Below are 24,340 nucleotides of genomic sequence, written 5' to 3' on the forward strand. Positions count from 1 at the left end.
CGACCGCCGACCTTCATGAGCTATCTTAGGGATCGCAAGATGTTCGGAACAAAATGGTTTATTCAGCAATTTGTTGCCATTGCTTTCGCTTTCTGGGCCTCTGGATTTACACTGTCCGCTCAGGCAGCACCGTATGCCGCAATCGTGTTGGACGGACGCACCGGAGAAGTTCTCCACTCAAGAAATGCAGATACGCGACTTCATCCTGCGGCTCTTTCAAAAATGATGACGCTTTACGTCGCCTTTTCTGCAATTGGGTCCGGCGAAATTTCGTTAGATTCAGAGGTTACGATTAGTCGCCATGCTGCATCTGAACCTCCTTCTAGACTTGGGTTGAGCGTTGGGCAGAGCATCTCGCTCCGATACTTGATCCGAGCGGCGGCTGTGAAATCCGCCAATGATGCAGCCACAGCCATTGCCGAAGGCATTTCGGGGAGCGAAGAGGCGTTTGTGGCGCGCATGAACTTGATGGCGCGGCGAATGGGAATGACAAGGACCACCTTTCGCAATGCTCATGGTTTGACTCAAGATGGGCACCTGTCCACAGCTCGCGATATGGCCACCTTGGCGCGACATTTGGTTTTCGATTTTCCGCAGTACTACAATTTATTCTCTCGCCCAAGCACATCCGCCGGTGAGGTCGTAGTTAACAACACTAACCGCAGGTTCCTTTCCGAATATCGAGGTGCAGACGGGATTAAGACAGGCTATACGCGGGCTGCAGGTTTTAACCTTGCCGCCTCAGCAAGACGCGATGACGAACGGATTATTGCTGTAGTGTTTGGCGGAAGATCTTCAGCGGAGAGAAATGCACGGGTTGCAGAATTGCTGGATTTAGGGTTCACGCGTGCGCCGATGGAAGTTGCTATTGTTCGCCCTGAGTTACTCCCGTCGGACGATGTTTCGGTTACCACCCTGCCTGATAATTCAACTATGGATACAGACCCGGCTCCAGACATCGGCCCGGACCCCAGCGAGGTCGATACACAAAAAGAGATTACTGTCGTACGTGCCCCGGAAGGGCCTTTCAGAATTTATCCGGAGGCTCCTGGCGGACAGGTATATGGAGCGCAACGGGAGTGGATCGACATGCATCGAAGGTCTCCAACGGATCCCAGAGACGGGCTGAATCTAGCCCGCGTTGGAGCATTCGAAAGTCGCGACATCGCCGCCGGTACTGCTATGACGATCAGTTTAAATTCTTCTTTTGCGAAACATGCTAACTCCTTACGTATCATCGAATTGGACAACGGTGGAAGTTTCGCGTTCGAGCTTAGCTTCCCTGATGCCGACGAACGTGAAGCGTTCTGCAGGTTTGTCTCGCAGATGTCGCTGAGGTGTGTCTTTGACCTATGAAATCCTTGTTGCGGTTGGCGCAGTAGTTATTCGAACACCGGTTTAGGTTTGACGTAAAGCAAAGGTGCGACACGGCGAAGAACCTCCCGCCCCACTGAAGCGGGAACGATGTTGCTTTCTATGAGTTTTGTGTCTTTGACCACAGACAAGGGTTCGTCCAGCACCACAAGCAAAACGTAGCGCGGTTTATCGAAAGGGAACATCGCAGCGAAGATTGCCGTCGCCTCATCAGCCTGGTCGGAACCATCCTTTGACGATTTTCTGGAGGTTCCAATGCTCGCTGCAATATCATAGCCCGCGATGTCGCCGAAGCTAGCGCCTCCTTTTTGGGTTAAAGTGCGCATTTCATTCCTAACAATCCGGGCCGTCTGCGCCGAAAACAGGATTGGTCCGGGCTGATCACTCTCTGCGCGTTTTAGCAACGTAGCAGGCACCCACTGCCCGTCGTTGGCTAACGCGCTATAGGCCTGAGCCAAGTGAACTAATGATACGGAAAACTCATGCCCAGCACCCAAATACATCGCCAAAGTGTCGGACCAATCATTGGGCATTTCAGACTCGGTTGATGCAGCTTCGGATAATTCAAGTGGCAAAGGATCAAGAAAACCCAGCTCTTGAAAATACGTTCGCAATTGTTGCGGACCGACGCGTAAGCCCAACCGGGCGGCCAAGTGCACCGATGCAAGGGGAACAGCATCATTCGTTACGGGATTGTTGGACGCCGCCACATAATCTTCTACCCTGAAGCCAAGCGCAACCAAGTTTTGGTCGATTGGTATGCTGGTGCCGGGTTCAATGATCGCAAGGTCAACAGCTTTTGCAAATGTGAAAACGTTGAACAAAGATTCAGGCTCGAATACTTTCTCAACTGCAATGTTGACCCGTTCGACGTCCGTCATTCTTTTGTCTTTCTGGGCCGAGTGATTGTTGGGATCGAAGTCTGGCGCCGATGACAGCGCGAGAATTTCGCCGGTCTCTGGTTTCATCACTATAGCGGCAGCACCCTTTGCGATCTTCTGCTGAACCACGCGTTCCAAGACTTCCTCAACAGAAAGCTGAATCGCAAGATCGATCGACAACTCAAGCGGAAGTCCCGCACGTGTTTTGTCCTTTAACACAAAATCAAAATACTTCTCTAAACCGGCTGATCCTAAAGTCTCAACAGCGGTAACACCTTCTCGGCCTGTTGAAACACCTCCCAACAAGTGTGCGGCAATGGCTCCGTTTGGATAAAACCGCTTTTCCCGCACTGCGATCAAGAGACCGGGTTCTCCTATGTCATGAACTACCTGCGCATCTTCCGGACTTATGTCTCTGATAACCCAAGTAAAATTCCGAGAACTAGTGAACAATTGGTAAAGTGCATCATGTTCAAGGTTAGAAAAGGCCTTGGCCAATTCCGTGGCCGCCCGTGCAGGCGCAATCATCTGTGCTGGGTGTGCGTAAGCAGTATAGCTTTCCACATTCGTAGCCAAAATACGGCCATGCCGATCCACTATATCGGCCCGCGCCGAGGAAATGGGATTAATCGTCTCTGGTTTTGACGTTACGTGTGGCTCATTGGATAACGCGATCTGGCTTACTCTAACCCCAGCAATAATGAACCCCAAACAGAAAAATATTGAAATACCCAGCAAACGACGCTGAGCTCCAACATCCGGCACTCCATATATGCTTCGCGCTAACGAAAGCCATATCAAAAACGGTAGATTATTTAGTAAAAACTTACGCATACTGGACGGTCAGAGTGTGAGCCCTCAACTCTGAAATCTGTCGTTTCCTAAGAAAAAGTACGGTATACAAAAGTTCTCCAGTTTATTTAGCCTGTTGTTTAATAATCCCTATTTCTCGTTTCGCTATCGTAGCACAAAAACAACGCGCCGGGATATGCTAGGGCTATGAATCGGATTTTTCAAATTTAAACCGTGGTGATTGTGACGAAACTTGCAGCTTCGGCTCACCTGGCTTTTCTCATTAACTGACGAGGTCTTGCAGCTCAAAGGCGGATCGAAGTTTAAGGTCAGAACGTGTTAATTTCCGCTACTCGGTGTGATTCAATGCTCTGAAAACGGAGCCGTGATAGAAGCGACCTTTATTGGCTAACCGACGAGCAGATGGCGAAGCTCCAGCCCTTCTTCCCAAAGTCGCACGGCAAGCCTCGGGTTGATGACAGACGGGTGCTGAGTGGAATTATTTTTATCAATTGAAATGGGTTGGGGTGGTGTGATGCTCCGGCACAGCAGCTTCTCCGTTCGTATAGTGAACTCCAGGCTAAAATTGGTCACTCATGCTCCTCCAGCCAAAACTCGTAAAACAGTGCCACTTGTGCTTCCTGTCTAGCCCCATCATCGTAAATTCTCCCGCTCAAGGAACAAATTGAATCAGCCAATTAGGCGTCGATCAAGGAAGAGTTCTTCAACAACATCGGCTCGAAGCAGTCGTTTGCTGCACTTTGCGCGAGCGTCTGTTAAATTACGTCTTACCCTTCGCTCTGTAATACTCGAACCTGAGGCTTTGATAGGCCAGATCTTACGCTCAGTGTGGTATATTTGGTGGTATAAGCCTGATAGTTAATTTTTTTATTAAAATTTAACAGATAGTTAAAAAAAATATATAGTTGCTCCTCGGTCCGCCACTGGTTTCCTGTCAGGCGACACATAGTTCTGCCACCAGCGACAGAACCTTTCCATTTTCGCCTCGCATCCTTCATCCAGCACCTAGACCGATTTCAATGATCCTGACTTCCCTTTTGGGAAATCAGGGCTGATTTGCAGATCAGACGCCGAAGGCGCCTGTTCCTGCTGATCTGCCACGTGGCGAACGCGGATATTCGTAATTAGATTGGATGTCTGCGGGTGTCATGATTTTATCACCGGTGCCTCGTCCTCTGTACAACACGCTGACCAACTTACTTGGTGATTGCAGACGGTCTGCAGTTTGCCTTTCCGGGTATCAGACTATCAAACAGCTATGTCCCCTCAGCATCAGATGCTTGTACGGCGTCCGACGATGCAAATGTATACCGGCGTGCGATCGGTGCTGTGCTCTTCAATTTTTCATAGAGACCTGAACGGGAAAAATCAGATTTCTCCTGCGGCGGTATAACCAGACGCAAGGGTTCCCATATCAATTCAGCGAAATCTGGGGCCAGACGGAGTGGAGGTTCCCCTTCGGGGTTTTCCGATCCGGTTACATCAAAATAAACGAAATAATCATCGCTCGTTTCGATCAGGTCGAAATGATGAATGGCCGCTTCGGGCGAACCCGTGGCGAGTGCCAATTGGGCTATCAGCGCCCGACAGCCAAGTTCATCGTCGTTGTAATCAATAAGCGGGGATCCGTCCTTGTTGTCGACTGATTTTATCAACCCGTAGACATTCACAAACCGTAAGAGTTTTCTTGGGGAACGCCCCGCAAATGGCGCAAATTCCTCAAGAATGGCGCGTTCGGTTTTCGTTATTTCGACCGGTCGGGTCAGAATTTGGGCCTCAGCCGGGTCATCCTCCTCTTCAATTTCAACGGCCAAATCATCGGGCTGATCATCATCTGGTTCCTCGTAACTAGGCTGAGTTGGCGGTATGGAAGGAGGCTCTGTGGAATTCTCTGGTGTTGCATCTTCCGTTGGAACCGGTGCTAAGGGTGTTGGGATTTGATCGTCGTCGGTTTCCCCCTTTTTTCCGTAATCGGTTTGAACCCCGTCGTCCTGCGAATTCGGCATGATGTTTTTAACGAATTTTCTGGCGATACGGCCTTCCATGCGCCGCGTCCAATAAGGGATCTGGAATATTTTCTCCAAATAATCCTTTGGGTTAGCGCCGCTCGTGCCGTCCACCAGATTGCCGAGCTCTTTTTTGAGCGAGGTCTCCATCCATCTTGTGTCCACACCAACAACAACCACGAAAAGAGGGAAGGTAAGGAAAAGATGCAGCGCCTGAAGAACTTCGTAGACCTTGTTCGGGGGGCAGCGATCAAGATCGTCGATATAAAGGACAATCCTGTCAAAGGTCGTTCCGAGCTTAATGCCGGTTTTGTTGGTCTCGTTTAGCTTGTCGAGCGCGTTATTCACCGTGGCATAGGCCGCATTATCAAGATCGTAACGGGCCTTGATCGCATCAATCTGGGCCGCAACATGTTTTTTGTGCAGCTCCAGAATTTCACTTTCGTCGTCTTTGGTTTTTGAGTTTTCCACGAGGGCTGACAATTGTTCAAAGTCCCTCCGGATGGTGTCGATGATCCCTAAGTGCTTGGAATAGACATCACTTTCGGCGCGATCACGGATAAATGCGGCGATGCGACCGGCACTGGTGTGTTCCATCAACCGAGTTTGAGCTTTGGCAACAGCCTCTTCCGACTGAATGATGATTGATTTTGCGTCATCGATGTTTGTTTCGAGTTTAGCCAATGGCGTTTTTTTCTTTTCGTCGATGGCGTTGAATTTTTCCTGCAACGTGCGAAGCGCTGTGACACCTTTTGAGGCACGCGCGGTCACTGCGCCCAGCCATGCTGTCGCACTCGCCGCCAAACCGGCAATCGTTGTTATCGTCTCATCAAGATTGAAATCAGAGGAAAGCACAAAAAACTGCTGTTTCTCTGCAAAGTTTATGAGCCAACCGATCAAAAAGGGCCCAAGCAAAACGACGGCCGCCAGACTAGCCAGATTTAGGGGTGAAGAAATCCGGGAACGCAGTGATCTGATCAGGAGATCCGCATTTGAAGCTGTCTTTCGCGCCTCTGAGATCGCGTTCTGCAAATTTAACGCATCGTCGCTGAGCGTCTGGAGTCCAAGGGTATTTATGGCGCGCTTGACGTGTTTGTTCGACAATTTTGCGCTTTTTAGCTCGTCAAGAACGCTCTTCCAGTAATCTTTGGTGTTCTGTTCGACATCAGACAGATCTTTCCGTGCACTTTCCAGCGCCTTTACCTTTTCGGCCAGCGCTTCAATCGCGTTCAGCTGCTCTTCCTGCGCCGTGGTGAGGCTGTCAAACAATGCATCAATGTCTTCGCCCTTGTTTGAACCGCCATTTTTGTCGCGCAACCATGCGTCGAGGTCTTTAAAGATGACATCCACAAGGCTCGCCCAGACATTGGCTTCCATGTAGTGCCAGGCATTAAAGGGAATGCGGACAATCTTGTCGTGGAAAGAGGGCGTATCCTGCGTTGCCTGACCCTCGACGCCATTGACCTTATGCTGGACCAGCTTTCTGATCGCCTTTTCAATCTGGTTCATGAAAAAGGTCTTGCCGCTGCCCCATGGGCCGAAAACGCCGATGGCAAGCGGGGGTTCGAAACTAGTAGACGCAATCAGGCGCGCAAATGCTTTTGCCTCTTCTTCCACATCAAGAAGGTCCTGTTCCCGGTCGGCTGAATCGTTTTGGGCATTTGGGATCTGCCAGACCGGATACTTGGCGTCTAGCGCTGTGGTTACCGCTGTTTCGGGACCGGCGTCTGATGCTGAGAAATTATCTTCTGGCGATGGTATAATCGGACCATCGGCGAGGTTCGTCCGTTTCACCCAGGTGAGAAATTGCCGCAGCTCTTCGGCTCGGTCGTTTTGAACCGCCTGTTCGTAGAGCCGCTCAATCAGACCATCGCGATCAGTTCCGAAAACGTCTTTATAGACGTTGTCGTTACGATGCGTGTTTATCAGGGCGGCCAACATAGCCTCGACAGAGATCAGCCCATCCCCGGAGATCGCTTTGGCTTGCCTTATCGCTTCTTCGGCACTTGGGCTCATTTTCTCCATTGCAACCGCGTCACTGCGTTTGAGCTTTGAGATCGGCAAGCGGGTGCTTTCCCATAGCGCGTCGAGTTCTGCATCGTCATCATTGGGTGACGCCAAATGGTAAAGGCATAATGTGGCGACGTCTTTTCTGGTGTTCTTCCGCAGGTTTTTTCCCTGCAACAGGACCCCAAAAAATAAATGTGTCCAGGTCAGCTCACCTGAACGGCTGCTCGATGCACCACTGAATGCCCTCGCCAGTTGAAAGGCAATTGCCGCATTCCGGTCGACCCAGGCGCGCGACTTGTCAATTGTTCGGGTGACAGCGTCAAATCCATGCCTATCTTCGAGCAAAGCATTCAAGTTTGGATGTTCATACACATTTGCGCGCTGGATTCCGTCCTCTGGTGCGTCGATCTCATCAACCAGTCCAACAGCGACATCGCGATCGATCAGAAAGTTCACACCCATCTGACCATAGACTACGCCCGCGGACGCAATACGATGATCGTGCCAAAACAGATAATCTGGAAGAACCTCGTTAGGGAAATAGGCCAGCGTTTCGACAGGTGTACCGGATGCAGTAATCGTAAAGTCAGGCGTGACGGGTTCGTTGACTACAATACCGTACCCCACGATACCTCGCCAAGACTGATCCCTTGGGTGGTCCTCCGGTCTGGCCCCGGCTTGCAGGATAAACACATAGTCGCCGATCGATGGCTGTTGTTGTTTCCACCGCCACTTAACAATGCCGCCGGGGTGCAGGTTTTTAATTTGAGGGCTAAGATTATCGACTAAATCATCGCGTGTATATTTGACAATCCAGAAGTTTGGGCTTTGGGCCGCGGCCATTTTCGTTAGTACCCCTTCAAATTATCAGGCCGGAAACATTTTGCGGCGGATGGTTTTTTGCCAGGGATGTTTTTTAGAATGCCGTTCATGGTCTTTTGATCATTGTCGAACCCGCCAAGTGTTTCGCTGTCGGTGATGGCGGGCGCGCCCGCCGTCGGTCGTGGGAGAGGGTTTGATTTCGCCTCTGGCCGGGTCTTGCCAACCTAGATAGATTTGCGCGGATACTACAGATAGAGTCGGCTTCGTTGAGAGCATGATAGTCGACGATTTCCGGACGCAGGCGATAATAGGCCCCGAGACCGACATTCCTGGCGTCTTTGGCGTGTTTGACCTTTAGGAACCAGTTCTTTTGACCATCTTTGAAGGGGGCAACGTCGTCGCTGCAGGCGCCATTGTTGTAAAAGCCTTTCAGGGCGCCGCGAATGCTGGATTCTTTATAATCTTCGCCTGGCCATTCGTCATGGATCTTGGCCATTTCATACAGCATGCGCGGGCTGGTCATCGGAACTACGGTCGTCGGATCGATCTTGTGATGACGACGCCTGTTCATCAGCGTGATCGCACTTGCGAGCGCGAAGCCCGGGCAAGAAACTTCGCGCCCTTGATCGCAGATTGGGCTGAATTGAGGATCTGGCGGACCCATTTGGAGATCCAGATCGCGCAATGCCGGTCCATAGATGCGGTCGCGCAGGTCGGAAACATCCGGTTGAACGTTAAGAACCCGATCCCCTGGTTTTGGAGCGGTATCAAGGGTCGTAGAAGGGTTGGCTGCTTTTTGGGCATTGCGTGATTTTGTGGGAATCTTGCTCATAAATGGACCCCTCCTATACGATCCGTTGCAATGTCGTGTTCTTAAAAAATCTTGTTCAACAATTTGGGGATACTGTAGCGCGGAACTGTCCTCCGCGCAAAACTAGCAATTCCTTTAGTTTAACGTTTTCAATTTCGGGCGACTTCAATCGCCCGGCATCGGACACTTTCATGCCGCCGTACCTTGACCGCCATCTATAAAATGTCGCATCGCTGATTCCGTACTTGCGGTACGGCTACTTCGCGCCAAGCCCAGCCTGGTACTCGTTAGGAATACCAATAATCTGTTCTTCGCCAAAACAGCTTCTCTTCATCCTCTGCCTCCTCAGTTGGAGAACAGGCTGACCAAATTCGAGGAAATTTCAGGGGAGCAAGTCACAGGCAAAGCAGATTCGCCATTGCCCGTTGATCGCACGGAATGTTGCCCGGTCCGTCAATAGTCACAAAACTTGTCAAATGATGCTTACGCGGCCAATGGAGTATTTGTATCCAGTTTGCGCTCGGTCCCGCGAATGTGAGTTCGCCACTTTTGAGAATTCGCGGTTGCGGCGAATGTCCGGAAAGCGGGCTGCGACCGCAGAACCTGAGCGAGGCGCCCAATGTCAGCATTGGGCCGGCCGTGACTAAACTAGATTTTCTAAAACGCCCCTGAGGCGTATACAAAAAACCTACGGCGACCGTGATGATTTTGAGAGTTTTCTCGGTCGACCTTCATAACCCACGATCAGCTTTTCGTCCTTAAGTAGATATAACGCCGTTTCCCACCGAATATCGAACGCTCGCGCCACCCTGTTGATTACCTGTGTCTCAAACCAGATGCGGCGCAGCTTTTGTTTTGGCACTTTGGGTCTACGAACCCCGCGCTGCACCTCAAAGCCGCGTTCCCTAAAGAGTTTGGACAGCGTTGCTGGCTTCATCCCGTTTGCGTTGGCGATTTCTGAACAGGTCTTTCCCCTTTCATATTGCCTATAAAGGCGTCGAACATAGTCGACGCCAAGCAAATCCAACAGCCGACGCACAACCAACGGGCTAATTCCGAGCCGCTCAGCAAATTCCCTATGGGTTTTGCTAAGTTTGAGTAGAGCGAGGAGTTTGCGGCGCAGGTAGGGCTGCCACGCATTTGGCGTCTCTCGCAGGAAAATAGTCGGAACTCTGCCACATTTTATTTCGACTATTGTGTTCAAGCCTAATCCAGTTTCTTCAACGTCAGATACCTCCATTTGCGTCTCTTGGCGCAAAGCCATCAGCGTTACAGCAACTTAGCTGATTGTCTTCCAACATTGCATTGAATTTTTGAGGCGCAAATACGTAAACACCAGAAAATAAACAATAAAAATGACATCTTTGAGGTCATTTGCTAGGTTTCGTTAACTGGAATCAGTCGGAACATTTGACATGGCAGGAAATTTGGTAGTCGATCTCGCCAAGCATGAGCAGATCAAGTGTGATCTTCGGCTCAAGGGTAGTTCACTGGCGATGCTGAGTCGGGACATCGGCCGCTCCATCAGCTCCGTGTCTACCGTGTCTCAAGGATACAGACGCTCCGATTACATCCAGAAGGCCATAGCAGAGAAGCTTGGGACAACACCTGAGGCTCTTTGGCCGGAACGTTATGAATAACGGAGGTGCCTGCAGATGAATTAGCAACAGCATTGATAGGAAGAAAGGGTATGGCCCCGAGGGCGGCAACCCACGAGGCCTTTGAAATCAGTATCGATAGCTTACCGATACACCTTCTTCCCCCGCCATGATCGCAAAGTCAACTGTTTCGTCGTCGCTTTTGGCGATGAGATGGCTTGGCTTTGCCCAAGGAACACCAAAAGAAGGTGGAGAGGCACGATCGGCCCAAGCTGGTCGGCGCTCCAAATCACAGAAATGAAAGATGAAGAGTTCACACTGAAGGGCGAGATGTCGCCCGAAACCAGCCGTGCGACACGGGATATCCCCCGGAGATCGACGCATAGCTCCAGAGGCGGAGTTGTCATGCAATTGCCTGGGCAAATCCGCCCCAGGGTCGTTCAATTTGAAAGCAAACTGGAACAGCGAGTGTTGTTTCTGCTGCTGGCTAACCCTGCAGTGGCTAACGTTTGGGAGCAGCCACAATTCATCAGCTACCGCGATCAATCAGGCAATCGGAAGACCCATTTCATAGACTTCTTGGCGGAGCTTAAAAACGGTCGCCGATTGGCTATAGCAGTGAAGCCGTGGAAGGTGGTGCTGGAGAAGAATTTCTTACGCGAGCTTCAGCAGATCCGCGCGGCGATGCGCAAGGATTTTGCCGATGACATCGTGTTAGTTACAGAGCGCGATTTCACCCGCGCAGAGGCCCTCAACGCACAACGTTTCGTTGAGTTCTCAAAGACGAGAAATTCGGAGCATCAGGCTCATCTCAAATCCATCATCTGTGACGTTTGTTTTCCAGTAACGGTCAACGAGCTGTGCCAGTTGTTGGGTCTCGGTGGCGCAGGGTTCAGGAGCATCGTGATTGCGGTCTTTGAAAACGTTCTAACGGCCGACAGAAAGCACCTGATTGATCTCGACACTCTGCTTTCGAAGGGAGGTGCAAAATGAACCTGCCTTTCAGAGTGAGTGTCTTTGGCCTTCTGACTGTTGACGGCCGGAAGTACAAATTAGACCGGAAAACCGACTTTGGTTACCAATTCGAAGATTTTGATGAGACTGGCAGGAACCTGTCTCTCACATTCGACGAATTTGCCGACCTCCTTCAAAGACCTGATGTGACCTTTGATCCCGGGTATTATCTACCTGAACGCCAGGGCGTGCGAATGAGTGCGGGTGTTGAAGCAATAGCAAGCTTGCCAGATGACGTGAGATCCGAAGTAGTCTGGCGCTTCTCCTGGGTCGACGGGTTTTACCAGTTCGAGCGTGTCGATGAGGCGAAGCGGACAGATTTCTCACTTCAGAGCGCCATTCCTTCCATCGAGGCCCATGTGAACAAACAGGCACGTGCGGCCCAAAGCAATTGGCGGAACCCGAGGGCCGGGAAGAAAAACGTTTTCCGTGATCCTCCCAGTCCAAGAACCTTAAGAGAATGGGTGAGACGATACGAGAAAGCAGGCGGCTCTCCGCTCGGGTTGATCCCGGGTACACATAGGTCTGGCAACCGGACTGCGCGGTTCTGCCTGGAGGCTTCGAGATTGCTGGGCGAATGCCTCGAAGCCTATTTGACCCGGAAAAGATTAACTAAGAAGAACGTCGCGGATATGTGCCGGGACCGGTTTAAAACTGTGAACGAGCAACGAGCGATGGAGGGCAAGCCGGAGCTTACAATTCCGTCGCGACGCAAAGTCGAGCGCGCCCTTTCTGAGCTTGATCCTTATTTTACATGTGTCCAAAGGCACGGCGTGGACTACGCCAATCGCAAGTTCGCACTCTATGAGGAAGGTGTAACAGCAAGCTATCCAATGGAGCGTGTTGAGATCGATGAATGGTGCGTCGATCTGATCACGATACTGGCCGAACGCGGGGCCCTGGACCATTTGAGTCCCGAAGAGCTCGCCAAGCTGGATCGTGGGCGTCGTTGGCTTTACCTCGCAATCGACTGTGCCACGCGATGTGTGGTGGGTATGAGACTGGCGGAAAAGCCGAATTGCCAAGACGCCATGGCTTTGTTGTCTGACATCACACGCGACAAAGCGGACCTCGCGATAGCGGCTGGCTGCAAGTCGGCCTGGCATCACTATGGTGGGTTGAGTTCTCTGGTAACCGATCTTGGCGTTGCTTTTGTGGACGATGCGTTTCGAAGTGCGGTCTTTGATGCGCATGGGGTTGTTGAGACGCCTCGCGGCGGGCTACCGCGTTTGCGGGGGCGCGTGGAGCGGATCTTTCGAACTTTTGGGACGGCCCTGATGCCGCTTCTCGCCGGTCGCACATTTTCTGATCCTAAAGAGCGAGGAGACTATCCTTCGGAAGAGATGGCCTCTCTTTCAGATGATGTGTTGATGGAAATCCTCATCAGGTTCGTTGTGGACGTGTATCACAACATGCCGCACCGTGGGCTGAACGGCGAAACCCCCAATAATTGCTGGAAACGCCTCGCCGATAAAATGGGTATTGTCCCCCAGCTTGCGGAAACCACCCGACGCAAAGCCTTTGGTGTGAGGTATCGCAGGCGTGTTTTTGGCAAAGGAGTGAGGCTGTTTGGCATCGACTACACCTGCCAGGCACTGCGTGGGTTTTATGTGCACGGCCGCCGCCGTCACGTTCATATCAAAGTTGACCTGAACGACCTCGGTTGGATCATGGTTCAGATCGGAAAAAAGTGGTTTGCGGCGCGGGCTCTGCAGAAGTGCTTCGATGGAGTGTCTTATGAGCATTGGGAAGCGACCGCGCGTCAGTTGCGGCTGAAGCACAAGGCCGAGGCCGTGCTTCAGGAGAAGATCGTCTCTGACGCATTGCATGCCATCATCCAAAAGAACTCAGAAGAAGAGCGCCGGTTCGGGGCTGTCCTGAAGCGTCAAACACCTGCTGGGCTTAGACGAGCCAGGGAAGATCTGTTCCTTGGTTTGAGCATCGAAACGGATGATCCTGAAGGCTTTGACCTTCCGCCAGAGCCAGATCTGTTCGGCCATGTCATCCCGTCATTGGACGAAGGAGAAAACACCACCGAATTTACAGCTGGCCAGGGGCAAAGCCCCACTGGGGATCGTCCCAGAACTTCGAAATGGAGGATTGAAAATGACTGATCTCCCTGACAATCCATCTGATGAGATTGACGCTCAGATTGCGCGCCTTCGAGACATGTTCGTTTCGCATCAGGTGTTCCACGATCTAAAACTGGTTTTTGATCGTCATCTGCGTCAAAGACGAGCGGCTATCCGATTGGGTAGTCGCAGCGAGGCGCGCGGTATTGCTCTGATCGGGGCGTCTGGCAGTGGGAAATCCACCGCCGCAGACCGCTTGTTTGATAATCACACTGACCTGATCCTGCCAACGGCGAGCCAGGATGTGGCGGAGGTGATCCGGCTATTGCTGCCTTCACCAGCCACGCTAAAGAATGTTGGTACGACGCTCCTGTCCGGTCTGGGATATCCGCTCGCCAGAGACAAGTCGGTAGGTATCATCTGGACGCAGGTGCGTCAGTTCCTCCGAATGCGAAGGACCCTGTTTGTGCATCTGGACGAGGCTCAGGACCTCTACATCAGCAAAGGCGTCAAAACCCGCAATGACGTGGTAAACACCCTGAAGTCTCTGATGAACGATAAGGATTGGCCGGTTGGTCTTGTTCTGTCTGGCACGCCCGATCTGATCCAGATGATCAATTCGGATGTTCAGCTTAAAAGGCGCATAGATGTTGTGCACCTGGGTGCAGTGAGTTGGATATCCCACGAACCCGAAATCACAGATATCTTTACCGAGTTCGTTGGGAAGTCTGGTCTGGCACCATCCGGCGAACTGCAACAGGGCGTGTTTCTCAAGCGGCTAGTCCATGCAGGTGGCAATGAGTTTGGATTGATCATTGAAATGTGTCTGAGCGGGATAGAAGAGGCACTTTATAACGGAGATACCCAACTCCGTCTTGCACATTTTGCAGAGGCATTCCGGCGCAAGTCGGGTTGTATCCCTGCATTCAACCCGTTCCTTGCCCAAGATTACCTGAGCATCGATGTCCGGACCATCATGGGCTGGTTGGATTCCGATGACCCTTCGCCGAGTGGAGGCGGGTTATGACAGCACTACTCGCTCTGACTTTGGCTCATCATCACATGGAAACCCCTGCTTCTTATGTCGCCCGGTTGTCACGTCGCAATCTCAGTGTTCCAAGAGAGTTTTGTTCAGATCTGGGTCTGCGATGGCCCCATATCTGTTCGGCCCATCCGGATCAGCTGGAGCGGCTGTCACAACTGGCTGGGGTGCCACTTGAGGCGTTGGAAATGGCGGCATCCAGATTGGTTGGCCCCTGTCGGTACCGCGTCGGGTATTCCTTTGCCACCACAGGTTCGTTCCGTCGGGCTACCACCCGAATCTGTCCGAAGTGTATTGTGGATGTCATTGATAGGTCGGGCCCTGAGAACGCGTTTCAACTTGTGGAGTGGTTGGTGCTTCCGATTGGGACCTGCGCAATACACGGCGTTCCGCTGCTCCAGCTTCCCAACGCGTCATACGTGCATCGCACCTATGATGTGGTTGAACAAGTAACGCGTCACCAAGATCTGATCTTTGAAGCGGCTCAAGACGCAACATCGCTTGGGCGATCCTCGTTTGAAACCTACCTGAGCCGCCGTATCGAGTTTGGGGTCGCTGATGACTGGTTGGACTCGTTGGAGCTAACGCATCTTCATCAGTCTGCTCTGACATTAGGTATGGCGATTGCCATGGACCGTGGCGTCGGCCGCTCGGACTTGGACTTCGAACAAGAGCGTGCTTGCATGTCGGCTGGTTTCGAGGTTCTGAAGAGTGGGCCGGAAGCCCTGAAATCTGAGTTGGAGCGTGCCAGGCGCCGGTCTTCTTCTAAGCGATCTTATTTCACGACAGATATGGGCGAATTCTACACCTGGCTTAAGGAAACTGAAGAGGACCCGGCGACAGCAGTCCTCAGGGCTTGTGTGCAGGATTTTGTGCGTGAAAACTATCCGCTGCAGACCGGCGCAAAAGTTCTGGGTACGGAAATCTCAGCGCCCAAACTTATCACGCTTGAACGCGCGCGGGAGCTACATGGGGTCGGCGAGGTTCGGGTGCGAGGTATTCTCGCCCATCTTCGCGGTATAAATGCGAGCGACCTGTCATACATGAAAGATGTCAGCCATGAGGATCTGGCTGCCGTGCTCGACTTCTGGTCTGGGCTGCAGAATACCAAATCCACCGCGGTCCAGCTGAATATCCATCCGGTCCATGTTAAGGCACTGATCCGGCATAATGTTCTGGAAGCCTATCGTTTTGGAACGTCTCTGCGCTATGTTCCATCGTCCACGGTACAGACCTTGCTGACTAGGCTTGAAGGCCTGCGCATTGCCTCTCGGGCACGTCATAGATTGCCCCTCTCGGAGTACAGCCGACAGAGCAGGGTGGCCCTGGCTCGCGTTGTCGCCGATTGGGTAGCAGGCCGACTGAGCGGCGTTTGGAGAGATCCGGACGTAGAGGGGTTGGCTGGAATTCTTATAGACTGCGCTGAGATCTTGGAAAAATCGGAGCGCGTGTTTTCTGGTGATCTGTCGCTTCTGGATGCAGCGGCGCGCTTGAGAATTAGTATCGGGTCAATCCGGCTCTTGCGGGATTGTGGATACCTTAAGCAGGTAAAGCTGCGAAACCCGGACACGCAGCATTATCGTTGCTACATCACTGAAGAGAGTATTCAGGCTTTTGAAAAACACTATGTAACGCTGGGCCAAATGGCAGAGCAGTTTGAGATCGCCGCGATCCATTTGGCTCCGGCACTGGATCGCAGAGAAGTTGAGACAATCCCCTGCGAGGCTGGGTTTGTTCGTGCCTACCCGAACGAGACACGAGACGTGGTTCGGGAACTGGCGACCAGAGTAACGAGTTAATCTGACTTGATAGTCTCGACGGATATTTGAACCAGTGCGCTGCGGAGTTGGCCAGATACTCTACCGCGCATGCTCACCAATAATAGCAAGGTTTGGGACATGATAATGCCGCCTCCGATGGCCATAGTTCCGCGGTTGCTCGCCTAGTTCCTGTTGACAAAAACTGTGTTGTACCTTCCCAGATGGCTGTCTTGACACTGCGAGAAACACGATGACCCGTCCAACTTTCACCTCTAGCGTTTCGCCTGAGATCGAGCAGGTCATCCAATCTAAGCTCACCGCTTTAGAAGCAGATCATGATGTCCGAGTGCTGTTCGCCATTGAAAGCGGCAGCCGCGCATGGGGTTTCCCGTCTCCCGACAGTGACTACGATGTACGCTTCATCTATGTACACCGGCCAGACTGGTATCTGAGCATTGAGCCCGGTCGCGATGTCATCGAACTGCCCATTGAGGGCGATTGGGACGTAAACGGGTGGGATATTCGTAAAGCGCTTGGTTTGTTGATCAAACCTAACCCCGTGATGTTGGAATGGTTATCCAGTCCTATCAGGTACAGATGGAATGATGCGATATGTGAACGGCTGATTGCCTTCGCAGCCAAGACGACCTTCGGCGAATCCTGTCTGCACCACTATCGCAACCTGGCACAGAAACAGTGGGACAAGCATGTTGGTGAGAGCCAGGATGTGAGCTTCAAAACGTATTTCTACATCCTGAGACCCGCCTTGGCGATCTCCTGGATCCGGCAGATACCCGATACGCCACCCCCAATGAACCTGCATGATCTCATTAAAGATCAGGACCTATCTCCTAACCTACTCGGGCATATTGACAGGCTTTTGGTGTCAAAGAGCAAAACCAAGGAAATGGGCCGTGGGCAGCGCATAGCGATCGTTGACGATTTCATACAAGATCAAATGGCGTGGGCAGCCGTGATGAAAAAGAACGAAGATCGCCACGACCTCATGGCCGAGGGTAATTGCTTGCTACGGCACATCGTTAAGGAAAATGTCACGGCCTGAAATGCCAATATCGAAGGCATGTGACAGCAGATCGGGCGTTCAACGAGAGACCGGTGCATATAACACCCGAACTGCGATGTGCAGAGGCTTTCTGCTATTGTCTTTTTTCCAAGAAATCAAAACCGGACCCTAGTGCAGCGTGCGGCGAATATTCCAAAGGAAGCCCATTTCAGTCATATTGGTTTCATGCTGCGCGCGCGAAGTACGACAGATGTTGCTGGCGCAGAAAATCAAACTCCGTAACGCAGCTGAAAACTGGCCGTTCATTCACAACGCAGCAGTGTCTTACGCTCACGCCCAGCGTGTGGGATAGACTATCCCAAGCTGCTATGCTCCTATCTTATGGGATCAAAGGGTGCTTAATGCGGTCATCGTCACATATTGCGATCCTGGTTACTGCAGTTGTCGCCAGCACCGGCCTTTACCTGTCATCTTACAGGTATTTCCTTTCGGAAGAGCTTTCGAAAGCACAGGGACGGCTTTCTCTTTATCAAAGTTCGGTCACCGCTGAGTTGGAGCGCTTTTCGCATCTCACATACGTAATGGCGCAAGACCCATTTGTAATCGGAACTGCGCAAGGTGACAGTACCGGAATTCTCAATCAGAGATTCGAGGATTTTGCAACACAAGCAGGCCTGGACGCGATTTATCTAATGGATCGGAATGGTGTAACGATATCGGCTTCCAACTACCGTGAGGCCGGAAGTTTTGTAGGACAGAATTACGCGTTCCGCCCATATTTCCAAGTGGCTCTTTCCGGCGACCAGGGGCGGTTTTACGCGATCGGGACAACAACAGGATTGCCGGGTTATTTCATTGCCAATGCGGTGCATGGCGAAGCAGGAAAACCAGCCGGTGTCGTTGCTATTAAGATTGATTTTTCCAACCTTCAGGAAAGCTGGAAAAACTCGGGCGAGCAGGTTCTTTTGGCTAATGAAGACGGCGTCGTTTTGCTTTCTTCGAACTCGGATTGGCAATATCGCGCGTTGACGCCATTGTCAGAAACTCAGCAAGAACGGATTCGAGCTGCCAGGCAATTTCCGGGGCAAGACTTAGATGCGTTGGATTGGGTTGAATTGCCGGGAGATCAGGCCAGAATTGCTGGTACGAAGCGCCTGCACCTTGCAGCTACGGATTTACCCCATGGCTGGTCGCTTCACTATTTTGCAAGTGACGATCAGGCCGTAGCACGTAGTTGGCTTGTAACTGCAGTCTTTGTCCTTTTGGCGGGGCTCGCATTTATCTTTTTCCAGATACAACGCGCAAGGCGAGTAGGCGCGGCCTTAGTGCGGTCCGAAGAAGAAGAAGCAAAGCTGCGGGAGGCAAATGAAAGGCTCGCTATCGAAATCGACGACCGCACGACAGCCGAGCGGAGCCTGAAACGCACCCAAGGCGAGTTGGAGCGCGCAAGCCGATTGGCGGCTCTGGGGCAATTATCCGCGTCGGTCACGCATGAACTGGGCCAGCCCATCGCTGCGATGCGCAATCACCTGGTGGCAGAAGAGATCTCATCTTCCGGTGAGTCCAAGCTGCCGCAAAAAATTGGAAGTCTGGTCGACAGGATGGAAGGGATCACGCGCCAATTGCGGTTCTTTGCGCGTTCAGAGAGTGAGGCGTTTGACGACGTAGACTTATGCACTTCGGTCAATGCCGCTTTGGCTCTGGTTGCGCCAAACATCGAGCAGGGTAAGGTGAAAATCTCAGTTGATGCGCCGACGGATCCGGCCATTATTCGGGGCAGTGCTCTGCGGATCGAACAGGTCATCACTAATCTTTTGCGCAATGCGATTGACGCGATGGACGAAGTGGATGCACCTGAAATCCATATCGCTGTCATAGCTACTGATGATGAAGCGGTGTTGGAAATTCAGGACAACGGTCACGGGTTGGGCGAGGCAACGCTGGCTGAGTTACAAGAGCCATTTGTAACCACAAGAGAGAGCGGGAGAGGCATGGGCTTGGGACTGGCTATCTCCACCAGCATTGTCAAAGATCACGACGGCACAATGACGGCCCGAAATCGTAACGACGGCGGAACAATTTTTCGTGTCACCTTCCCGATTGCCCCAATTACGGAAGAAACGGACGAATGACTCAGCAGCAACCCTTCAAAGTTCTGGTCGTTGATGATGACAAATCGATGCGACAATCTCTTATCGAGTTGCTCGAAGCCGCTGGCTGGATTGTTAGCGCCCTGTCGCGCGCGACCCACGTGATGGAGTATCTGGCCAGCGCGTCGCCCGATGTTATTCTGTCCGATGTGCGTATGCCGGGTATGTCTGGGCTTGAATTACTGGCCAGTTTGGACAGACAGGTGGCGCCTCCGGTGGTATTGATTTCGGCACATGGTGACATCCCGATGGCGGTTCAGGCCATACAGGACGGGGCGTACGGGTTCATCGAAAAGCCATATGAACCACGGCGATTGCTTACGGTGCTGAGGCACGCAGCTGAACAAAACCGAATGCGAAGAAGCAATGCCCGCCTCAAAGACCGGCTGTTCAAACTGTCAGGCCTTGACCGCATCCTGCTGGGCCAAACAGACGCCATTACAGACTTGCGACAAGAAGTACTTGATCTTGCTGATACCTCGGTTGCGGTATTGTTGCAGGGGGATACGGGCACCGGGAAAGAGCTAGTTGCCCATGCTTTACATGATTTGGGCCGCTCGCCGGAGGCTCCGTTCTTGGCGCTTAATTGCGCCGCATTGTCGGCCGATACGTTCGAAGTGGAAATGTTCGGCGTCGCGGGTGAATCCGACGGAAGGCTTGTGGCGGCATCAGGCGGGACCTTGTTTCTGGACGAAATCTGCTCATGCCCACCGGTGGCGCAGGCCAAGCTACTAAGGGTCATCGAGGATCAGCAGGTGCTGCCAGTGGGGGCTGTGTCGCCAGTGCCAGTAAGCTTCAGGGTCGTATCAGCAACCAACGAAGACGTTGTACTTGCAGCCGAGGAAGGTCGACTGCGTCAGGACCTTTTGTTTCGATTGAATACTGTCGTCCTGTCCTTACCTCCACTACGTCAAAGACGGGATGATCTGGTTCTTTTGGCAACGCATTTCTTGAACGAATACGCGCAGGTTTATGAGATAGACGCGCCAGAACTCGATCAGGACGATTTGGCCGCTCTGCTTGCACATAGCTGGCCCGGGAATGTACGTGAATTGCGCCATGTCTGCGAACGGCGTATTTTGTCGGCCCGACGCGGAGGAGGGTCGGTGGCCCAGGCTATCCAAAGCGATCAGCACTTTGACGAAGTGCCGGATACGCTGCGCGAAGCGGTTGCTGCTTTTGAACGCGAGCTCATCGGCAAAGCCATCAAGGCACATAAAGGCCGCATGGAAGCCGCCGCCGAAGCGCTTGGGATTGGCCGCCGGACGCTCAACGAAAAGATCGTCAAACTCGGTCTCGATAAAGAGGCGCTCTTGTAAGCGAAACCACTCTGCGGATATCCGCAGGGAATCCGACTGTTCACACGCATTTTCCTTCATAGGCAGGCTGCTGCCCATCCTGGATACTCCACCCAAGCGAATTGCGTGATCTGGGAGGAGCCATTATGCGCAAACATCTTAACCGGGCGGCCATTGCTGCCCTGTCACTGACCGTTGCATCCGAAGCACTGGCCGTCGAATGGAACGTTTCCCTGTGGGGCAAGCGTCGTGCCTTTACCGAACACGTCGAGAAACTTGCCGAACTGGTGAGCGAAAAGACGGGCGGTGAGTTCACACTCAACATCAGCTATGGCGGCCTGTCGAAGAACAAAGAAAACCTCGATGGGATTTCGATTGGTGCGTTTGAAATGGCCCAGTTCTGCGCTGGCTACCACCGTGACAAGAATCCCTCGATTACTGTCCTGGAACTGCCGTTTTTGGGCGTGACATCGCTGGACCAAGAGGTCGACCTGTCGATGGCTGTCTACCAACACCCGGCCGTTGTCGAGGATCTGGCCCGCTGGGACGCGACTTTGCTGATGCCGTCGCCGCTACCGCAGTACAACCTTGTTGGTGTCGGGGAAGCACCCAAATCCCTAACCGATTTTGAAGGTCTGAGCGTTCGGGCGACAGGTGGCATCGGCAAGGCTATGGAGACGGTTGGAGCGGTTCCGACCTCGATGTCTGCATCCGAAGTGCGTCAGGCAATGGACAGCGGCATCGTCAAAGCGGTCAGCTTTGCGCCACACGCGCATATGTCCTTCGGCACCATTGAGAATGGCACGTGGTGGACGACGAACCTCAACCCCGGCACCGTCAACTGCCCCGTCGTGGTGAACACGCTGGCACTGGAAGATCTGTCTGACGAACACCGCGAAGCTCTGCTGGGATCGGTGGAAGAGGCACTGGATCACTACGTGAGCCACTACCAGACCAAAACGATGGAAGCGTGGGGCCCTGAGCTGGATCAACGCGGCATCGAACGAGTCACTTTCAGCGATGAAGAAATCGCAGCGTTCAAAGAAGCCGCAGCCGCCCCCGCGGCCGAGGCCTGGATTGCAGAAAACACCGAGCGTGGCCTACCTGCACAAGAGCTCTATGACCTTGTGACTGGCACGATCGCAAACGGGAGCTAATCCACTCACTGCCCGGCGTCAGCTTGATTGGCGTCGGGTTATTTCTTTCCTGACAGCGGAGTACAACGATGGCCGGGTCATCCCAGGTGCTGTCCGACGACAGCCGTCTCAGCATTCTCGATCAACACCTCTACAAACTGGAAAGCTTTCTGGCTTTGATCAGCGGTCTTGCAGTCTTTTCGCTGATGGTCATGGCCGTAGTCTCCGTTGGTGGTCGGAACTTCGCCAATGCACCACTTCCCGGGTACGTGGACTGGATCGAGCAGGCCATGCCATTAATCGCCTTCATGGGGATTTCCGATGCGCAGCGTGATGGTGGTCATATCCGAATGGACATGGTTGTTGGAGCGCTTAGAGGCCGGACACTCTATATCGTTGAGTTTATCACGACCGCTGTCATTCTGGCGCTGATCGTCTTGCTGATCTGGGGGAGTTGGGCGCATTTTGCACGCAGCTTTGACTTTGGTGCGCCACTCTGGAGCCGCGACAGCTCTATCGACATAGGTATCCCGCTTTGGCCCGCAAAGCTGTTGGCCCCCGTCGCCTTCAGCGTGCTTTGCCTAAGGCTTGTTCTACAGCTTTGGGCCTACGGTCGTGCGATCAGGCATCCCGATCGGGCACCTATTGCCGTCCCGCTAATAGCCGATGCAGCCACTCAAGCCGCAATGGAAGCCGAGCACGTCTCGGGCCACGACAACTGAGGTTAAATCTGATGGAACCCATTGATATTGGTCTGATCGTCTCGGGTGGTATGCTTGTTCTTGTGGTGCTGGGGATGCGCGTGGCCTTCGCCGCCGCGACAGCTGGTATGGTTGGTCTGATCTGGATCTTCTGGGCCAAGTTTGGGTACGACCCTGCGCGGTTCGGCAAAGCTGTGACTGTGGCCGTCAAAACAGCAGGGCAGGTGCCACACTCCAAGATTTCAAGCCAAGCGTTGAGCCTTATCCCGACTTTCATCCTGATTGGCTACCTCGCCTATTACGCGGGCCTGACCAAAGCACTGTTCGAAGCCGCAAAGCGTTGGCTGGCATGGGTCCCCGGTGGGCTGGCGGTTTCGACCGTTTTCGCAACCGCTGGGTTTGCGGCGGTATCCGGGGCCTCGGTCGCCACATCCGCTGTGTTCGCCCGTATCGCCATCCCCGAGATGCTAAGGATCGGCTACGACAAGCGTTTTGCTGCAGGTGTCGTCGCTGCAGGCGGTACGCTTGCCTCGCTCATTCCGCCTTCGGCCATTCTGGTCATCTACGCGATTATTGTCGAGCAGGACGTTGGCAAACTGCTGTTGGCCGGATTCATCCCGGGCATGTTCTCGGCGGTAATTTATGGCTTGCTGATCATTGGCATGGCCGTCGTGATCAAAGGATTTGGTCCCGCAGTCTCAGGCTTTACATGGAAAGAGCGTTTCATGTCTCTTCCGCCCGCACTGCCTATCTTGTTTGTCGTCGTTACCATCATCTTCTTTGTCTACAACCCATTCGGCGGCGATGCTTGGGGCACGCCAACCGAGGGTGGCGCAATCGGTGCCTTCGTGGTGTTCCTGATGGCACTGTATCAGGGTATGCGCTGGGCCGAACTCAAAGACGCGCTTTTGGAAACCGCCAAGCTGAGCGTCATGATTTTCACGATCATTTGGGGCGTTTTGGTCTACGTTCGTTTTCTTGGTTTCGCCGAACTGCCAAGCGCATTCTCCGACTGGATTACCTCGCTTGAGATGTCTCCGATGCTAATCCTGATCTGTATTCTTCTGGCTTACGCTGTACTGGGAATGTTCATGGATGCGATAGGTATGCTGCTCCTGACGCTGCCGGTAGTTTACCCTGCCGTCATGGCGTTAAACGGTGGTGAAGCCGTAAGTGCAGCCGAAAGTACCTTCGGCATGTCCGGGCCGATGTGTGCCATCTGGTTTGGCATTTTAGTTGTCAAAATGGCTGAGTTTTGCCTGATCACGCCACCTATTGGGCTGAATTGCTTTGTCGTGGCCGGCGTTCGTGATGACTTAAGCGTTCAGGATGTTTTTAAAGGTGTAACGCCCTTCTTTCTGGCGGATGCTGCAACCATAGCGATGCTCGTTGCTTTCCCTGCTATCGTTCTGTGGCTTCCCGGACAGGTTTGAAGTGGTTTTCCGATGGGTCCAACGGCGATTGATAGGTTCGAACTCTCTTGCATCCGAAAATGGCCATGCTAGCAGTTGGCGTTCCGAATACGAACTGGACCAATGACAGCTTACTAAGCCTGGTTTGCGTCGCGGTAAAAGACTCGCTGCAATTGCAAAGCGATGCTGCGTCAGCCAAGGCGGAATTGCCAATACCGGCTCTGTCCGCGAGGCAGCCTTTCGCACTTGTTCCACTGAACGGCCATCACTCAACCAGAGATCGCTTCACATAAAACCGCTTCAAGTATGTTCGCAGTTTGTTAGCGTGAAACGTTTCAACCCAAGGCTGTATTTTCGCGCCTCTGAACTAAAGCGCAAATGCAGAATTTCGCGAACAAAATGAGAGGCTCTGGCGC

At 52.7% G+C, this 24,340-nt stretch carries 16 protein-coding genes and 3 pseudogenes; 14 read left to right on the top strand and 5 right to left on the bottom strand.

Translation table 11 applies throughout. The annotated features are described in order from the left end of the window. Window positions 1-39: 39 nt before the first annotated feature. Window positions 40-1,356 carry a D-alanyl-D-alanine carboxypeptidase family protein gene (locus ACR0JA_RS18750; protein ID WP_480578387.1) on the top strand — a complete coding sequence of 439 codons (1,317 nt, stop codon included), beginning with the start codon at window positions 40-42 and terminating at the stop codon, window positions 1,354-1,356. Between the two features lie 26 nt (window positions 1,357-1,382). On the opposite strand, the gene ACR0JA_RS18755 is transcribed toward ACR0JA_RS18750, so the two are convergent. After that, complete coding sequence (locus ACR0JA_RS18755) at window positions 1,383-3,020, bottom strand: peptidoglycan D,D-transpeptidase FtsI family protein (RefSeq protein ID WP_480578389.1); 1,638 nt, start codon at window positions 3,018-3,020, stop codon at window positions 1,383-1,385. A gap of 450 nt (window positions 3,021-3,470) precedes the next feature. Between ACR0JA_RS18755 and ACR0JA_RS18760 the strand changes: the two are divergent. Then, window positions 3,471-3,560, top strand: a pseudogene (locus ACR0JA_RS18760) (IS5/IS1182 family transposase); the annotation flags it as partial. Between the two features lie 764 nt (window positions 3,561-4,324). On the opposite strand, the gene ACR0JA_RS18765 reads toward ACR0JA_RS18760, so the two are convergent. The 4 genes and pseudogenes from ACR0JA_RS18765 to ACR0JA_RS18780 all read right to left on the bottom strand — a co-directional run bounded on the left by ACR0JA_RS18765 (window position 4,325) and on the right by ACR0JA_RS18780 (window position 9,957). Further along, the gene (locus tag ACR0JA_RS18765; RefSeq protein WP_480578391.1) at window positions 4,325-7,927 is read right to left on the bottom strand and encodes a P-loop NTPase fold protein; all 3,603 of its coding nucleotides are present in this window, start codon (window positions 7,925-7,927) and stop codon (window positions 4,325-4,327) included. A gap of 85 nt (window positions 7,928-8,012) precedes the next feature. Next, entirely contained in the window at window positions 8,013-8,738 is a 726-nt protein-coding gene (locus ACR0JA_RS18770) for a hypothetical protein (RefSeq protein WP_480578393.1), read from the bottom strand. A gap of 103 nt (window positions 8,739-8,841) precedes the next feature. Beyond that, window positions 8,842-9,051, bottom strand: a pseudogene (locus ACR0JA_RS18775) (transposase); the annotation flags it as partial. A 354-nt stretch (window positions 9,052-9,405) separates the two neighbouring features. Beyond that, a complete protein-coding gene (locus tag ACR0JA_RS18780; protein WP_480578395.1) occupies window positions 9,406-9,957 on the bottom strand; it encodes a hypothetical protein in 552 nt (183 codons plus the stop codon). Window positions 9,958-10,132: 175 nt separating this feature from the next. Between ACR0JA_RS18780 and ACR0JA_RS18785 the strand changes: the two genes are divergently transcribed. The 12 genes and pseudogenes from ACR0JA_RS18785 to ACR0JA_RS18840 all read left to right on the top strand — a co-directional run bounded on the left by ACR0JA_RS18785 (window position 10,133) and on the right by ACR0JA_RS18840 (window position 23,945). Continuing rightward, window positions 10,133-10,357 (top strand): helix-turn-helix domain-containing protein, encoded by a 225-nt coding sequence (locus ACR0JA_RS18785; protein ID WP_480578397.1) that lies wholly within the window; start codon window positions 10,133-10,135, stop codon window positions 10,355-10,357. A gap of 255 nt (window positions 10,358-10,612) precedes the next feature. Continuing rightward, the gene (locus ACR0JA_RS18790) at window positions 10,613-11,308 is read left to right on the top strand and encodes a Tn7 transposase TnsA N-terminal domain-containing protein (protein ID WP_480578399.1); all 696 of its coding nucleotides are present in this window, start codon (window positions 10,613-10,615) and stop codon (window positions 11,306-11,308) included. Beyond that, on the top strand, window positions 11,305-13,443 hold the full coding sequence (locus ACR0JA_RS18795) for a transposase (protein ID WP_480578401.1): 2,139 nt from the start codon (window positions 11,305-11,307) through the stop codon (window positions 13,441-13,443). The genes ACR0JA_RS18790 and ACR0JA_RS18795 overlap by 4 nt, the downstream gene beginning before the upstream one ends. Continuing rightward, a complete protein-coding gene (locus tag ACR0JA_RS18800) occupies window positions 13,436-14,428 on the top strand; it encodes an ATP-binding protein (protein WP_480578403.1) in 993 nt (330 codons plus the stop codon). Before ACR0JA_RS18795 ends, ACR0JA_RS18800 begins: the two co-directional genes overlap by 8 nt. Beyond that, window positions 14,425-14,826 (top strand): annotated as a pseudogene (locus ACR0JA_RS18805) (TniQ family protein); the annotation flags it as partial. The gene ACR0JA_RS18800 and the pseudogene ACR0JA_RS18805, both read left to right, overlap by 4 nt. Before the next feature lie 36 nt (window positions 14,827-14,862). Beyond that, on the top strand, window positions 14,863-16,242 hold the full coding sequence (locus ACR0JA_RS18810) for a hypothetical protein (RefSeq protein ID WP_480578460.1): 1,380 nt from the start codon (window positions 14,863-14,865) through the stop codon (window positions 16,240-16,242). 211 nt (window positions 16,243-16,453) lie between these two features. Continuing rightward, window positions 16,454-17,266, top strand: a complete 813-nt coding sequence (locus tag ACR0JA_RS18815) for a nucleotidyltransferase domain-containing protein (RefSeq protein WP_480578405.1) — start codon at window positions 16,454-16,456, stop codon at window positions 17,264-17,266. A 362-nt stretch (window positions 17,267-17,628) separates the two neighbouring features. Continuing rightward, the gene (locus tag ACR0JA_RS18820) at window positions 17,629-19,359 is read left to right on the top strand and encodes a sensor histidine kinase (protein WP_480578407.1); all 1,731 of its coding nucleotides are present in this window, start codon (window positions 17,629-17,631) and stop codon (window positions 19,357-19,359) included. Further along, window positions 19,356-20,696 carry a sigma-54-dependent transcriptional regulator gene (locus tag ACR0JA_RS18825; protein WP_480578409.1) on the top strand — a complete coding sequence of 447 codons (1,341 nt, stop codon included), beginning with the start codon at window positions 19,356-19,358 and terminating at the stop codon, window positions 20,694-20,696. The genes ACR0JA_RS18820 and ACR0JA_RS18825 overlap by 4 nt, the downstream gene beginning before the upstream one ends. Window positions 20,697-20,821: 125 nt before the next feature. Next, on the top strand, window positions 20,822-21,832 hold the full coding sequence (gene dctP / locus ACR0JA_RS18830) for a TRAP transporter substrate-binding protein DctP (RefSeq protein WP_480578411.1): 1,011 nt from the start codon (window positions 20,822-20,824) through the stop codon (window positions 21,830-21,832). 68 nt (window positions 21,833-21,900) lie between these two features. Then, on the top strand, window positions 21,901-22,533 hold the full coding sequence (locus tag ACR0JA_RS18835) for a TRAP transporter small permease subunit (protein ID WP_480578413.1): 633 nt from the start codon (window positions 21,901-21,903) through the stop codon (window positions 22,531-22,533). An 11-nt stretch (window positions 22,534-22,544) separates the two neighbouring features. Next, window positions 22,545-23,945 carry a TRAP transporter large permease gene (locus ACR0JA_RS18840; protein ID WP_170597730.1) on the top strand — a complete coding sequence of 467 codons (1,401 nt, stop codon included), beginning with the start codon at window positions 22,545-22,547 and terminating at the stop codon, window positions 23,943-23,945. Window positions 23,946-24,340: the final 395 nt, after the last annotated feature.

It is taken from the genome of Ruegeria sp. AM4 (genome assembly GCF_056540665.1).